This window comes from Metabacillus schmidteae, from assembly GCF_903166545.1.
GTDB lineage: Bacteria > Bacillota > Bacilli > Bacillales > Bacillaceae > Metabacillus > Metabacillus schmidteae.
Genome location: NZ_CAESCH010000001.1, coordinates 663,549 through 678,959 on the forward strand (window position 1 = coordinate 663,549; position 15,411 = coordinate 678,959).

At 36.9% G+C, this 15,411-nt stretch carries 14 protein-coding genes; 11 read left to right on the forward strand and 3 right to left on the reverse strand.

Translation table 11 applies throughout. The features are described from left to right. Window positions 1-85 precede the first annotated feature (85 nt). Complete coding sequence (gene putP, locus HWV59_RS03255) at window positions 86-1,558, forward strand: sodium/proline symporter PutP (protein ID WP_102231059.1); 1,473 nt, start codon at window positions 86-88, stop codon at window positions 1,556-1,558. A gap of 162 nt (window positions 1,559-1,720) precedes the next feature. Then, entirely contained in the window at window positions 1,721-2,101 is a 381-nt protein-coding gene (locus tag HWV59_RS03260) for an Hsp20/alpha crystallin family protein (RefSeq protein ID WP_175638044.1), read from the forward strand. Window positions 2,102-2,113: 12 nt separating this feature from the next. Here HWV59_RS03260 and HWV59_RS03265 read toward each other — a convergent pair whose 3' ends face one another. Continuing rightward, entirely contained in the window at window positions 2,114-2,287 is a 174-nt protein-coding gene (locus tag HWV59_RS03265) for a hypothetical protein (RefSeq protein WP_175638045.1), read from the reverse strand. Window positions 2,288-2,339: 52 nt separating this feature from the next. Here HWV59_RS03265 and gatC point away from each other — a divergent pair, with 52 nt between their 5' ends. From gatC to gatB, 3 genes are read left to right on the forward strand one after another with little or no spacing between them, the layout of a single operon-like run. Beyond that, on the forward strand, window positions 2,340-2,630 hold the full coding sequence (gene gatC / locus HWV59_RS03270) for an Asp-tRNA(Asn)/Glu-tRNA(Gln) amidotransferase subunit GatC (protein ID WP_102231056.1): 291 nt from the start codon (window positions 2,340-2,342) through the stop codon (window positions 2,628-2,630). Window positions 2,631-2,643: 13 nt separating this feature from the next. Beyond that, window positions 2,644-4,101 (forward strand): Asp-tRNA(Asn)/Glu-tRNA(Gln) amidotransferase subunit GatA, encoded by a 1,458-nt coding sequence (gene gatA / locus HWV59_RS03275; protein WP_102231055.1) that lies wholly within the window; start codon window positions 2,644-2,646, stop codon window positions 4,099-4,101. A 13-nt stretch (window positions 4,102-4,114) separates the two neighbouring features. Next, window positions 4,115-5,545 carry an Asp-tRNA(Asn)/Glu-tRNA(Gln) amidotransferase subunit GatB gene (gene gatB, locus HWV59_RS03280; protein ID WP_102231054.1) on the forward strand — a complete coding sequence of 477 codons (1,431 nt, stop codon included), beginning with the start codon at window positions 4,115-4,117 and terminating at the stop codon, window positions 5,543-5,545. A 42-nt stretch (window positions 5,546-5,587) separates the two neighbouring features. Here gatB and HWV59_RS03285 read toward each other — a convergent pair whose 3' ends face one another. Further along, window positions 5,588-6,349, reverse strand: coding sequence for an AAA family ATPase (locus HWV59_RS03285; protein ID WP_175638046.1), 762 nt, complete (start codon window positions 6,347-6,349; stop codon window positions 5,588-5,590). A gap of 235 nt (window positions 6,350-6,584) precedes the next feature. Here HWV59_RS03285 and HWV59_RS03290 point away from each other — a divergent pair, with 235 nt between their 5' ends. The 4 genes from HWV59_RS03290 (at window position 6,585) to istB (ending at window position 11,898) form a co-directional block, all read left to right on the forward strand. Next, window positions 6,585-7,496: a diacylglycerol kinase gene (locus tag HWV59_RS03290; protein WP_175638047.1), complete on the forward strand. Its 912-nt coding sequence runs from the start codon at window positions 6,585-6,587 to the stop codon at window positions 7,494-7,496. 90 nt (window positions 7,497-7,586) lie between these two features. Continuing rightward, window positions 7,587-8,975, forward strand: coding sequence for a 23S rRNA (uracil(1939)-C(5))-methyltransferase RlmD (rlmD, locus tag HWV59_RS03295; protein ID WP_175638048.1), 1,389 nt, complete (start codon window positions 7,587-7,589; stop codon window positions 8,973-8,975). A 776-nt stretch (window positions 8,976-9,751) separates the two neighbouring features. Then, window positions 9,752-11,176: an IS21 family transposase gene (istA, locus tag HWV59_RS03300; protein ID WP_034333605.1), complete on the forward strand. Its 1,425-nt coding sequence runs from the start codon at window positions 9,752-9,754 to the stop codon at window positions 11,174-11,176. Beyond that, window positions 11,173-11,898, forward strand: coding sequence for an IS21-like element helper ATPase IstB (gene istB / locus HWV59_RS03305; protein ID WP_026562898.1), 726 nt, complete (start codon window positions 11,173-11,175; stop codon window positions 11,896-11,898). Before istA ends, istB begins: the two co-directional genes overlap by 4 nt. 132 nt (window positions 11,899-12,030) lie before the next feature. Here istB and HWV59_RS03310 read toward each other — a convergent pair whose 3' ends face one another. Continuing rightward, window positions 12,031-13,023: a LacI family DNA-binding transcriptional regulator gene (locus HWV59_RS03310; RefSeq protein ID WP_175638049.1), complete on the reverse strand. Its 993-nt coding sequence runs from the start codon at window positions 13,021-13,023 to the stop codon at window positions 12,031-12,033. Window positions 13,024-13,105: 82 nt separating this feature from the next. Here HWV59_RS03310 and HWV59_RS03315 point away from each other — a divergent pair, with 82 nt between their 5' ends. Both HWV59_RS03315 and HWV59_RS03320 read left to right on the forward strand, forming a co-directional pair. Further along, on the forward strand, window positions 13,106-13,948 hold the full coding sequence (locus HWV59_RS03315; RefSeq protein WP_235991654.1) for an HAD-IIB family hydrolase: 843 nt from the start codon (window positions 13,106-13,108) through the stop codon (window positions 13,946-13,948). A gap of 538 nt (window positions 13,949-14,486) precedes the next feature. Next, window positions 14,487-15,407: a nuclease-related domain-containing protein gene (locus HWV59_RS03320; protein ID WP_175638051.1), complete on the forward strand. Its 921-nt coding sequence runs from the start codon at window positions 14,487-14,489 to the stop codon at window positions 15,405-15,407. Window positions 15,408-15,411: the final 4 nt, after the last annotated feature.

Genomic DNA, 15,411 nt, shown 5'->3' on the forward strand with positions numbered 1-15,411 from the left:
CATGGTTTTGGTTGTTAGTACCAATGCCTTTGCTAATTGTACTTTCATTAGTAACTTACTTTACTGAAAGGAGAGGAAATGAATAATGGAAATTAATTTACCAACATTAATAGCAATCATTATCTATCTAGTCGGAATGCTATTTGTAGGGATTGTAGCAGCTAGAATGACTAGTAATCTATCTGACTATGTCTTAGGTGGCCGACGATTAACAGCGGGTGTTGCTGCATTAAGTGCCGGATCATCAGATATGAGTGGCTGGCTAATGCTGGGTTTACCTGGTGCCATGTATGTGAGTGGTATGGGAGGAGCCTGGATTGCAATTGGATTGGCAATCGGTGCATACTTGAATTGGCAATTTATTGCAAAACCATTTAGGGTGTACACAGAAGTTGCAAATGATTCAATAACAGTGCCTGATTTTTTTGAGAATCGTTTTCGAGACAATTCAAAGATTTTAAGAGTCATCTCAGCAATTGTTATTCTAGTATTCTTTACATTCTATACTTCATCAAGTCTTGTCGGTGGAGCAATATTATTAGAAAGCTCATTTGGCATGGATTATAGATTGGCTTTATGGGTTGGTGCAGCAGTTATCTTATCCTATACATTCTTTGGAGGCTTTTTAGCTGCAAGTTGGACCGACTTTATACAAGGTATACTAATGTTTTTAGCACTTATCATTATTCCAATAGTCGTTGTTTATGAACTTGGTGGATGGAATGAAACATTGCAAAAGGTTGGAAACATTGATCCATCCTATTTAGACATTACAACAGGTGCAACTTTTATTGGTGTTGTTTCTTTACTGGCTTGGGGTTTAGGATACTTTGGTCAACCGCATATTATCGTTCGTTTTATGGGAATTAAGTCAACAAAAGAAATACCAAAGGCAAGATTAATTGGTATGACTTGGATGATCGTTTCTCTTTTCGGAGCCATTTTTATTGGGTTCACCGGTATTGCTTACTTTGCCGATTCACCGCTGGAGAACTCGGAAACAGTCTTTATTATGTTCTCGCAGGTATTATTCAATCCGTGGGTAGCAGGATTCTTGCTTGCAGCTATTTTATCAGCGATTATGAGTACAGTTGATTCACAATTACTTGTTTCTTCAAGTGCCTTAGCACAGGACTTCTATAAAGCTATTTTTAGAAAAGAAGCTAGCCAAAAAGAAGAAATGTTTGTTGGAAGAATTGCCGTATTAGTAATTGCAGTAATTGCTATCTTACTTGGTTACGATCGAGAAAGTAAAGTTTTAGAACTAGTAAGTTATGCTTGGGCAGGATTTGGAGCAGCATTTGGTCCTGTTATAATCTTGAGCTTGTTCTGGAAGCGTATGACGCGAAATGGTGCATTAGCAGGAATTATCGTTGGGGCTGTAACAGTTATTGTGTGGAAACAAATAACTGGCGGTATTTTCGACCTGTATGAATTGGCACCTGGTTTTGTATTTGCGTGGATCGCCATTATGGTCGTGAGTTTATTAGGAAAGGCGCCTTCAGAAGAAGTTCAAAATGAGTTCGATACGTTTAAAACTGAATTACGAAAGTCTTAATAGCCATAACATCCCCTTTTTAGATTTAGGGGATGTTATTTTTTTTAAGGAAAATCCATCTACTTCCTTTATATCTGGGTGTAAAGCCGAGTTTTTCTAATAGGCAAAAACTGATTAGCTTCATAGGATATACTATTGAAACGAAAATGGAGGGCATAAAGAATGAATGATCCAATGAAGCAGATCAATGACTTTTTTCAAAGTCGACCAAAGCGAACATTGCTGGATTCTATTGATGAAGCGTTTAGAAAGTCAAATTCCGCAGCTAATTTTTCTTTGGATGTAAAAGAAACAAAAAATCACTTTATTATTATTGCTGAACTCCCAGGTGTCCCGAAAGAAGATATTCAAGTTGAATTGCGTGATGATGCTGTGGTCATTACGGTGAAGGAGCAACGTCACGAAAGCCGAAGAATCAGTGGAGTCAAAAGTGTTTCTCTGCCTCATTATGTACTGAGGCAAAATATGAAGGCTGTGTACAAACATGGGTTACTTGAGGTTCAGCTAAATAAAAAGAAGCCAAAGAAAATTGAGATTGAGTAGGAGTGGGGACCGCTAGTATAGAGCTAGCGGTTTGTTGTAGATTTTCGTCGAATAATCGATAAATTGAGAAAATCGAAGATAAATAGCTGTAATCGGAGATAAAATAAAATAATCGTAGATAAAATCCTCAGATAAAATCATTTCAATCTGCTTTTCTCTACAATTGTTGATTAAATATATGTTCATTTGGTATCATCAGAGTATTGTGATTGTACGATTTTGTGGAGGTGAGTGTTAGATGTCTAGAATTTCAATTGACCAAGTAAAACACGTTGCGAACTTAGCGCGTTTATCTATAACAGAAGAAGATGCTGAGCTTTTTACTAAACAATTAGATGCAATTATTACGTTTGCAGAGCAATTAAATGAAGTTGATACAGAAAATGTAAAGCCTACTTCACATGTATTAGATATGAAAAATGTGATGAGAGAAGATGTTCCTAAAAAAGGATTGGACAATGAAGAAGTTGTCAAAAATGCACCAGATCATGCTGATGGATATATTCGTGTACCATCGATTTTAGAATAAAGGAGGGACAAGCATGGCATTATTTGATCATAAAATATCAGAATTAAAAGAACTTTTACATAAGAAGGAAGTTACCGTTTCTGATTTAGTAGATGAATCCTTCAAACGCATTCAAGCGGTAGACGATAAAGTTGGAGCGTTTTTAGCATTAAATGAAGAGCAAGCACGTACATATGCAAAAGAATTAGATGAGGCATTAGATAGCCGTAATGAATTTGGGCTATTATTTGGTATGCCGATCGGGGTCAAAGATAATATTGTCACAAAAGGTTTACGTACAACTTGTGCGAGTAAGATTTTAGAAAACTTTGATCCAATTTATGATGCTACCGTTGTCAAACATCTTCAAAATGCTGAAGCTGTTACGATCGGGAAATTAAATATGGACGAATTTGCGATGGGTTCATCAACTGAGAACTCCGGTTTTAAACCGACTCGTAATCCTTGGAATTTAGAGACTGTACCGGGTGGTTCAAGTGGTGGATCTGCTGCTGCTGTTGCTGCTGGTGAAGTTCCTTTTTCACTAGGGTCAGATACAGGCGGATCCATTCGTCAGCCGGCTTCCTTCTGTGGAGTTGTTGGATTAAAGCCTACATACGGACGTGTTTCACGTTTTGGATTGGTTGCCTTTGCGTCCTCTTTAGATCAAATTGGACCAATTACACGTACGGTTGAAGATAATGCTTTCCTATTACAAGCTATCTCGGGTGTAGATGAAATGGACTCAACTTCTGCAAATGTGGAAGTACCGGATTTCCTTTCTTCATTAACTGGTGATGTGAAAGGGTTAAAAATTGCTGTACCAAAAGAATACCTTGGTGAAGGTGTGAATGAAGAAGTAAAGCAGTCTGTTCTTGATGCATTAAAAGTGTTGGAAGGACAAGGAGCAACATGGGAAGAGGTCTCATTACCACACTCTAAATATGCTCTTGCAACTTATTATTTATTATCTTCATCTGAAGCTTCTGCAAACCTGTCTCGTTTTGATGGTGTTCGCTACGGCTATCGATCAGATAATGCTGAAAATCTTATTGAGTTGTACAAGCAAAGTCGTGCTGAGGGCTTCGGTGATGAAGTGAAGCGTCGTATCATGCTTGGAACATTTGCATTAAGCTCCGGGTACTATGATGCTTATTATAAAAAGGCACAAAAAGTACGTACATTAATCAAAAAAGACTTTGAAGATGTGTTTGAGAAGTACGATGTCATTATTGGACCGACTACACCAACACCTGCCTTTAAAATCGGTGAAAATGTAAAGGATCCATTAACAATGTATGCAAACGATATTTTAACCATCCCAGTTAACCTGGCAGGTGTACCGGGGATTTCTGTACCTTGTGGCTTATCAAATGGACTGCCACTTGGATTACAAATTATCGGAAAGCATTTCGACGAAAGCACCATCTACCGTGTTGCCCATGCATTTGAGCAAGCAACAGATCATCATAAAGCAAAACCTGAATTGTGAGGGGTGAAAAACAATGGAATATGAAACGGTCATAGGACTTGAAGTCCATGTTGAGTTAAAAACAGAATCAAAAATCTTTTCAAGTGCACCAAACCACTTTGGAGCAGAACCGAACACAAATACAACTGTAGTTGAGCTTGGCTATCCGGGTGTATTACCTGTATTGAATAAAAAAGTCGTTGATTTTGCGATGAAAGCATGTATGGCCTTGAACTGTGAAGTGGCAACTGAAACAAAATTTGATCGTAAAAACTACTTTTATCCTGATAATCCGAAAGCATACCAGATTTCTCAATTTGATAAACCTATTGGAGAAAATGGCTGGATTGATATTGAAGTGAACGGTGAAACAAAACGTATCGGCATCACACGTATTCATATGGAAGAGGATGCAGGTAAATTAATTCATTCAAATGACGGTTACTCTTTAGTGGACTTAAACCGTCAAGGTACACCTCTAATTGAAATCGTATCTGAGCCGGATATCCGTACACCTGAAGAAGCTTATGCTTATTTAGAAAAACTTAAAGCGATCATCCAATATACTGAGGTATCAGATTGCAAAATGGAAGAAGGCTCACTGCGTTGTGATGCGAACATCTCTTTACGTCCTGTAGGACAAGAAGAGTTCGGAACTAAAACAGAGCTTAAAAACTTAAACTCTTTTGCATTTGTTCAAAAGGGACTGGAATATGAGGAAAAACGTCAGGAAAAAGTTCTTCGTTCCGGTGGAGTGATTGACCAGGAAACTCGTCGCTATGACGAAGCAACGAAGAAAACGATTCTTATGCGTGTGAAAGAAGGATCTGATGATTACCGTTACTTCCCTGAGCCGGACCTTGTTGAGCTTTATATTGATGATGAATGGAAAGATAGAATTCGCGAGTCAATTCCAGAGCTTCCTGATGCACGCCGCAAACGATATATTGATGAGCTTGGATTACCGGCGTACGATGCTCAGGTATTGACGATGACGAAGGAAATGTCTGATTTCTTTGAAGCTACCCTTACAGCAGGTGCCGAAGCAAAACAAGCTTCTAACTGGATTATGGGTGAGGTTTCTGCATATCTGAATGCCGAAGGAAAAGAGCTAAGTGATGTCGCTCTCACTGCAGAAGGTTTAGCAGGGATGATTAAGCTTATTGAAAAAGGAACAATTTCTTCAAAAATTGCGAAGCAAGTATTCAAAGAGCTTATCGAAAATGGTGGAGATCCTGAAAAAATTGTAAAAGAAAAGGGCTTAGTTCAAATTTCAGATGATGAAACATTACGTAAATTTGTTAACGAAGCAATCGATGCAAATCCACAATCTGTAGATGACTTCAAGAATGGTAAACAAAAAGCAATTGGCTTCTTAGTTGGTCAAATTATGAAGGCGACAAAAGGACAAGCAAATCCACCGATGGTGAACAAGCTGTTGATGGAAGAGATTCAGAAAAGATAAAAGTAAATAAAGAGAGATCTACTCAGTTTGTAGATCTCTCTTTTACATGGTGTCATGTTGTAATAAATGATGAATAAGACGATCTTTGTCATCAAAGAACTGTTTCATCAATTGATAATGATTTGTATCCTCTAGTTTTGTTTCATGGATTCCGTCTTCTGTTAACTCATAGATTTTTGCTGAAGGATAAGCCATAATTATTGGTGAATGAGTTGCGATAATAAATTGTGAATTCTCATGAACAAGTTCATCAATTCTAGATAGCATTGACAGCTGACGTAGTGGTGAAAGAGCCGCCTCAGGTTCATCTAATAAATAAATGCCATGTCCACGAAACCTGTTCTTAATGGCAGCAAAAAAAGACTCACCATGTGATTGTTCATGTAAGGATACTCCGCCAAATCCATCAATGACCCGAGGACCTCTACCTTCCTTGTCCAATTCTTCAATATTTGATGCAACATTATAAAAGCTTTCAGCTCTTAAGAAGAATCCATCCTTAGGCCTAATGGTTCCTTTAATTAGTCTCAGGTATTGATCAAGGTTTGAGTGTGAATCATAAGTGGAAAATGCAAAATTAAGTGAACCGCCTTCAGGATTAAACCCTATTGCAAGTGCGATAGCTTCTAATAATGTCGACTTACCCATTCCGTTTTCTCCAACCAGAAACGTAACATTTGGATGAAGAGATAATTCATCAAGAAACTTTATACTTGGCAGATTAAACGGATATTGGTGAAAAGAAGGAACAGAATCTCTTAATAGCTGAATACGCCTAAAGTATTGGTCATTCAACTCATCCATATGAATACCTGCTTTCTTCATGATTTGCTAATAATTGTAACAAAAATGCGAACGTGTTCATACTTTGCTGCATAGAAAATGTCATGAAAAACTTTACTTTTATTATAAAACATGGTGATAATGGTAGTTGGGTTAAAATGTTTTGTACCCATCAAATTGGGAGACAATGATAGTAGCATTAAAATTATATTAATTAAGACGTAAATGTCATTTCATTAATAATAGGATGATGAGTATGAAAAGAGCTAGAATTATTTATAATCCAACCTCAGGACGTGAGCTTTTTAAAAAGAATCTTCCCGAGGTACTGCAAAAATTTGAACAAGCTGGCTATGAAACCTCCTGCCATGCCACAACCTGTGAGGGAGATGCTACAAAGGCGGCGATAGCAGCATGTGAACGTGACTTTGATTTGATTGTTGCAGCCGGTGGAGATGGAACGATCAATGAGGTTGTGAATGGTATGGCTGAACAAGTAAATCGTCCAACACTTGCGGTTATTCCTGTAGGAACAACAAATGATTTTGCAAGAGCAATTGGGATTCCATTAAATAATGTAGTACAAGCAGTTGAAGTCATACTAGCCGGAAAGGCGAAAAAGATCGATATTGGAAAAGTGAATGATCATTACTTTATCAATATTGCTGGTGGTGGTCGCCTAACAGAGCTTACCTATGAGGTACCAAGTAAGCTTAAAACGATGGTAGGCCAGCTCGCTTATTATTTAAAAGGGATGGAGATGCTTCCGTCTATTCGTCCCACCGAGGTGGAAATTGAATATGATGGTAAGCTTTATCAAGGAGAAATTATGTTATTTTTAGTTTCTCTTACAAACTCAGTTGGCGGCTTCGAAAAGCTTGCACCTGATTCAAGATTAGATGACGGAATGTTTGATTTATTAATTTTAAAAAAGACCAACTTGGCAGAATTTATTCGAATCGCAAGTCTTGCATTAAGAGGCGAGCATATTAATGATGAGCATCTTATCTATACTAAGGCAAACCGAGTTAAGGTTCATACGAAAGATAAAATGCAATTGAATTTAGATGGTGAATACGGTGGTTTGTTGCCTGGCGAATTTGTTAATATGTATCAGCACATCGATATCATTATGTCAGCTGAAAAAGTAAAGCAGATGGAAGAATAAGAAACTTGGCATGAGGTAACAGCCAGGTTTTTTACTTTCACTAGCCTATGGTAAAATAACCAACATTAATGTACGTAAAGGAAGAACTACATGTCAAAAATTCAAGTACCTGTTGCGAAAAATGAATATTACGATGTTACCTTTGAGGATTTAACACATGAAGGCGCAGGCGTAGCCAAAGTTGACGGCTTTCCCATCTTTGTTGAAAATGCTCTTCCGGATGAACGAGCGAAAATAAAGGTTATTAAGGTGAAAAAAGGCTTTGCCTTCGGTCGACTAATTGAGATTTATGAACAAAGTAAAAACCGGATTAATGCACCTTGTCCAATTTATTCACAATGTGGCGGATGTCAGATTCAGCATCTAAGTTATGAAGGACAACTCGACTTCAAGAAAAAGCAAGTAGAGCAGGTTCTAACCAGAATTGGAAAGCTGGATTTAACAAAAGTTACCGTACATCCTACATTAGGAATGAGTGATCCCTGGAACTACCGAAATAAAGCACAGGTCCCAGTCGGAGAACGTGAAGGAGGGCTTGTTGCAGGATTCTATCAGAAAAGAAGCCATGACATTATCGATATGGAAAGATGTCTCATTCAACAAGCTGAAAACGATGATGTTGTACAAGCAGTAAAGAAAATATGTGAAACTTATGGAATCCGTGCTTATAACGAAGAAAAGCACAAAGGCTGGCTGCGTCATATCATGGTCCGCTATGGCCTTGTTACAAAGGAAATTATGGTTGTATTTGTTACAAAAACATCAGATTTCCCTCATAAGGATGACATCATAAAAGAAATGACAAATCAATTACCTCAAGTTAAATCAATCGTGCAAAACATCAATAATAAACGAACGAATGTTATTTTTGGTGATGAGACAAAGGTGTTGTGGGGAGAAGAATATATATACGATAAAATCGGTGATGTGAAATTCGCGATCTCTGCTCGATCTTTTTATCAAGTAAACCCTGAACAAACAAAAGTCTTATATGACAAAGCACTTGAATATGCAGGTCTATCCGGTGAAGAATCTGTCATCGATGCATACTGTGGAATTGGGACAATTTCGTTGTTTTTAGCTCAAAAAGCTAAGCGGGTTTTTGGTGTCGAAATCGTACCTGAAGCAATTGAAGATGCGAAACGAAATGCTGAACTGAATGCAATAACCAATGCTGAGTTTGCTGTTGGTGAAGCGGAGGTTGTTATTCCTGAGTGGTACAAGCAAGGAAATAAGGCAGATGTCATTGTAGTTGATCCTCCTCGTAAGGGCTGTGATGAAGCACTGCTGAAGACTATTTTAGATATGAAGCCAAAGCGTGTGGTTTATGTGTCTTGTAATCCCGGGACGTTGGCAAGGGATTTGCAGGTGCTTGAGTTAGGTGGATATAAGACTGTTGAGGTACAGCCGGTGGATATGTTTCCGCATACGACACATGTGGAGTGTGTAGCACAACTCAATTTGAACGTGTCTTTTTAAACTAAACCCCTGACAATGAAAATAAACATATCCGATTAAGACCCCGATTTCGTGAAAATAAACATATCCGATTAAGACCCCGATTTCGTGAAAATAAACATTTCCGATTTTAGTGTCTTTTTCATGCTCATCCCTTGTCTTGTCTCGGTTTTCTCGTGTTTCCATTACGCAACATTCTCGGAAAACTTTATTTTAAAACAAAAAAAGGTGAAAAAACATGCATATTAGAGGGAAGAAATTGAGTGTTTTCGAATCAAAAATCCTTCAAAATGAGGGTTCGATCGGAAAACTTTTTTAAACTCGAACGGTGGAATGGGGATTGATGGGGAAGGGAAAAGTTATGTTTATATTAATTGTACAGAAAGTGTCTAATTAAAAAGTAAATCACCTAATCTAAATAAAGTTTTATTGTTTATATAGAGAGTGTCTAATTTAATATAAACTCTTGCTCGTTACGAAGACAGCCAGAAAATAATATGTATGTAAAGGTTTAACGATCTCAATTAAATAAGAAATCAGGCTGGATCATAAACGGTCCAGTTTTTATCAATTGTTCAATCACTTCGACCCCGCATGTCAGTAGGGACGCAAGCAAATTCCCCTCTCTTCCTAGATGCCTCCCTAATGTTTATTGCAAAATAGAAGTGCAGACCTTTGCAACAGAAAAATGCAGAGTCCTGCACTTATTTTAATAAGGGCATAAAAAAAGACTTGCCAGTCACCCCAAGTCCCTCTAATGTAATGGTGTCGAATCAATACATGGAGGTTACGGAAGGATGCTAGCAATGTCTGATATTAATTGTATCAAAAATTTAAGAAACAACAAAGGACTATCAATCTCCCAAATACAGAAAATAGTGGGAGTTAACTGGCGTACTGCAAAGAAATACGCTGATGATGACCAGATTCCTAAAGAAACCCTCAAAGCTAGAAAAGGAATGATGTATGAGGAAAAATGGGGAGAAATGGTTGCCGATTGGTTGTTCGAAGATCAAAGATTAAAAAGAAAATCTAGAAGGACAAATAAAGAGTTACATAACGAATTGATTAAATATGGATTTACTGGCTCATATAGAACTGTATGCAATTTTGTAAAAGAGTGGAAAAGCAGTCATCAAGAAGAACGTGATAAAGGACATGAAAGATTAGCGCACCCTCCGGGTGAAGCACAAGTGGATTTTGGAGTAATGGAAGCTGTTCAAGATGGGGATCTAGTAGATGTTCGAGCATTGATCATGTCTATGCCTTATAGCAACGCAGGCTTTGCAATACCTCTTCCATCTGAGAATCAAGAATGTTTTTTGCATGGATTGCAGGAACTGTTCATTCAAGCTGGTGGAGTGCCAAAGTCATTAAGAATTGACAACCTTACACCTGCAGTAAAACAAACCCGATCAAAAATGGAAGAGGCAAAACTAACAGATGAATTTATGCAATTTCAGAACCATTATGGCTTTGAAGTTCAAGTTTGTAATCCTAGAAGTGGCCATGAGAAAGGAAATGTAGAAAATAAGGTGGGCTATATTCGATATAACTTTTTCACTAAGGCACCTGTGATGAAAAGCTTTGAAGATCTAACCTTACAGTTAAAGGAAAAACTGGAGGAAGATCGTAAGAGGCTGCATTATGAGAAAGAAGTTCTAATCCAAGAGTTATGGGAGCAAGAGACCAAGTACTTACTAGCTTTGCCTGAGAAGGAATATCCAGTATTCAAAAAAGACCTGGCAAAGGTAAATAAGTACAATGAAGTGAAAATTGACAATTCCCTTATACATGTGCCACGTGCATTTAACTATAGCCAATTGCACCTACTCCTTAGCTGGGATCAATTTAAAGTTGTTTCACCAGACGGTGAAATTCTGTTGGAGGACTTCCGTCCTTATATGAACAAGCGAAAAGCACTCCCGTGGTTATCTATTATAAAAACATGGATCTATAAACCAAGGGTTCTAAACTATTCTCGATATTGTGACTACCTTCCGGGAAGAGTAAAGGAGTTTCTACTAACGGACAATTTGCTCATTCGGCGAAAACGTTTAGAGGCCCTCTCTACACTCTTAGTTACATATGATATGAAACGAATTAATGAAGAGTTTTATGACTTAATTGAGAAAGATCGTTTAAATGGCGATATCAATCCTTATGAAGTGGATTGGAACCAATATGATGCCCTCACTCCAATTGAGGAGGCCAGCAAATGAGTGATCAATTACGAAGTAAGTGTAAGACTCTGCGTTTGGCCCATATAGCAGAAATTTATGATCAAATTCCCTTCGAGAATAAGGAGCAATATCTTAATGACTTATTTGACGAGGAACATAAGTTAAGAGAACAAACAAAATCTATAAGATTAATAAAAAAGGCAAAGTTTTTGGACAAGAAGACTCTTCACACTTATGAATGGACAGAACAGATTCGGTTTCCACCTCATACATCTAAAGAGGAAATATGCAGTTTGAGTTTTATTGAAAAAGGAGAAAACGTTGTACTAGTAGGTTCTCCTGGCACTGGGAAAACACATCTAGCAACAGGGTTGGGAAGGAAGGCTTGTGAAAATGGATATGAGGTTCGATTCTACCGTGTAGCTCATTTAGTAGAAGAATTGGAGCAATCCTTAAGATTGAATAAGCTCTCAGCATTTCGTAAGAAATTGGAAAAGGTAGATTTAATCATCCTAGATGAAATGGGCTACCTGCCGTTTAGTAAAGAGGGATCTGAGCTTCTCTTCCAACTTATCTCTGAATTCTACGAGCAAAAAAGTTTAATAATCACGTCAAATTTAGAGTTCAGTCAATGGAACAGGATATTCACAGACTCTAGGTTGACCGCAGCATTGGTAGACCGGTTGATTCATCATGCACATATCATCTCGTATCAAGGAGAGAGTTATCGCTTAACGAATGCATTATCTAAAAGAAAATAAAGAAAAGTAATTCGGGTGACAAACCTCTGTACTTTTCTTTGCATTTTTCTGCACTTTTCTATTGCAAAATACACCTAACCTTATAACTAAATTTGTTACGAAAAATAGCGGAACTAGTTGATCTTTCTGAGTTCAAACATAACTAGAATCTCTATTAATAAATTCTCCGTTATACACCTTTTTAATTGGAGTTTGTTTTACACCATTAATCTTAGTTACTATGTGATGTACTAGGTCATTAGCCATATCTTGAAGGCGATTACTGATGGTAGAAATTTGTGGATTAGTAACTAGTGAGATTGGATGATTATCAAAACCAACTATTGATAACTGTTGAGGTATTTGAATGTTGTTTTTAACAGCTGATCTTATTAATCCAGCGGCAACGAAGTCACTGCCAGCAAGAATACCTTCTAGTTCTAAATTATCATTAAAAAGCCTCTCACCTAATATGATTCCATCTTCTATAGTTGATATTTCATTAAAGATAAAGTCTATGTTATGATTTAAGCCTTTTTTATTGTGAGCTAAAATAAAACCCTTCAATCTTGCTTGTTGTAAAGGGGAAGAAATGTTGTCTGAACAAAAACCTAATTTCGTAAACCCTTTACTTAGGAGGTGTGATGTTGCTTTCATCGTTACCTCTTCCTCATTTAAACAAAAAACGTCAAAATAGCCTCCATCATAATTTTCATTACAAGCAACAACTAAATTATCTCCTGTACATTCAGCGATTTCCTCCTCTGATAATGCAGAGGAAGTTAAAATGAGGGCATCAAATTCCTTTCTCTGAAGCTGAGTGTATACCTCTCGCTCTACATTTTCGTCTGAAAATGTTTGATGAACAACAGTTTTAAATCCACTTTTATAAGATTCAGCAGATATGTATCTAACCAATTCACTAAAATAAGGATGATGTAGATCAGGGATGAGAATAGCTAGACACTTTGTTTGCTTTTGACGAAATTGTTTAGCAAGAGAATTTGGAACATAATTATGCTCTTGCATAACTTTTATTACTTTGTTTTTTGTTTCAGCTGATACATAAGATTGATTTGAGATAACCCGGGAAACTGTTGATTTAGACACACCACTTAGTCGAGCAATATCATATATAGTTACCATTTTGCACCTCTAAAAAAGTATTGACATGGGACCAATCCCAGGAATTATATTATAACAAAGTAAAACAATGGGGTGGTTAATCGTGAATTATAAGATTAATAAGTCTTTTTCAATTTCTCATGAGGTAAACTATCTGATCTTTTTTGATTTTGATGAAACTTATTTTCCTCATGATTGTACGGATGAATTGTTGAGTAATTTACATGAACTGGAAGAGTACCTTAATAATCTCGTTCCTGAACGATTTGTTAAAATTGGCTGGGTTACAGGAAGTGATCTAAATCAAGTAGTACATAAAATGAATCAGGCAAATATTTCCTATAGCCCTCATTTTATAGCTAGTAACTTAGGTACTGAACTACATCATGTAAGAGAAAATGGAGAATTGCTAGTTAATAAGGAATGGGAAAGGAGATTCACGAAAGCTAATTTCTCGAACGACAAAGTGAAAGAACTTATTAGTGAATTGCACAATGTATATCAAATAAAACTAGTAGAGCAAACGCAATTTGGGCAAAAACGTTATAAATATAACTACTACTATTTTGAAAAATCCAAACCGCAAAGTCAATATGATTTAAAAATAATTAGCCACTTAGCTAAAATAAATGGTATAGGAATAAATATAAACCGGTGCAATCCAAAAGCAGGAGATCCTGAAGGTGCATTTGATGTTGACTTTATTCCTCTTCATACAGGAAAAAAGGAAATAGTAAGGTTTATGATGAACTATTATCAAGTTCCTTTAGCTAACACAATTGCTTTTGGAGATAGTGGGAATGATATAGAGATGTTAAAAGCAGTAAAACATGGATATTTATTAGGAAATGCCACCGAAGAAGCCAAGGGGTTACATGATAAAGTAACAATATCTCATTATTCTAGTGGGATACTAGAAGTTCTTATAAACTTTTTTAAAGGATAAAAAATGGAAAACCATGTTTATGTTATCAAATTTAGGAGGCAACTTAGGCATTAGATATAACACTTGCAGTAATTTCCACAACCCGAACCCTTGTCTTGTCTCGGTTTTCTCGTGTTTCCATTACGCAACATTCTCGAAAAACTTATTTTAAAACAGAAAAAAGGTGAAAAAACAGGCATATTAGAGGGAAGAAATTGAGTGTTTTCGAATCAAAAATCCTTCAAAATGGGGGTTCGGTCGGAAAACTTTATTTTAACTCGAAAGGTGGAATGGGGATTGATGGAGGAAGGGAAAAGTTTTGTTTATTTTGATTGTACAGAACGAAGGCTACTAACCCTTTGGGACGTTGCCTTTTTTTGTTCTTATAAGGTTATTAATAAAGCCTTAGAACTTTGATAAATTATTGACTGTTGACAAAATTAGTAAATCATGGAACTATAAAGACAGCCTCGCATTGCTTCTATTTCTTATTTGCATTTTACACCTGAAAAGCCTTAAAGCATGAAAACAACTATTATAGTATAAGGATGGCTATAAGATGATTCTTAAACTAAGAAAGATACCTGCTCACCTACAATTGCGGCGCTACTTAAAGCCCCGAATGTCGTTTAACGATGGAGAACTAAAAAAGTTACAAGCTGACGAGAAAGGCTACGAAGGTGAGTGCCGATTTGATGAACTAATTAATTCATCCCCCGTCTCCACTTATCTTCAGTTAAATGATCTTCTACTTGAATGGCGAAACACAACTTTTCAAATTGATTCACTTCTCATTTCACCGTACAAAATTTATCTTTTCGATATCAAAAATTTTGAAGGAGAATTTTATATCGAAGGTAATCGATGGTACTTTTCATCTGGGTATGAGGTGAAAGATCCTATCCAACAATTGCAGCGCTCTGAATCCCTTCTTAGACCACTAGTTCAATCTCTAGGTTTTAATCTACCCATTGAAGCAATTGTCATTTTTGTTAATCCCAACTTCACACTTTTTCAGGCAAATAGACAACTCCCAATCATATTACCTACACAGATTAATTTTTTTATAAAAAAGTTAGGATCGGTTTCTATGCATTCAAGCGGAAATTTGATAGATTTAGCAAAAAAATTAGCCTCGCTTCATATTAAAAATTCCCCTCTCGATGGTAAGTATACTCCTGAATATACCTATGAATCTTTGAAAAAGGGTATTTCATGCTTGGATTGTGAGTCACTTTCGGTTCGCTTAAATGGAAGAGACCTTAGGTGTGAGAGGTGCGGGGCAAGTGAGGGTTTACATCCCGGTATTATGAGGACGATTGAAGAATATAGAGTTCTTTTTCCCAGAAGGCAAATCACAGTTTCCGCCGCTAATGATTGGTGTAGGCTTGACATGAATAGGCTTAGAATGCAAAAAATATTGAAAGAGCACCTTGTGATGGTTAAGGGCGGAAAGTCTACGTACTACGACTTTAAGTAAAAAT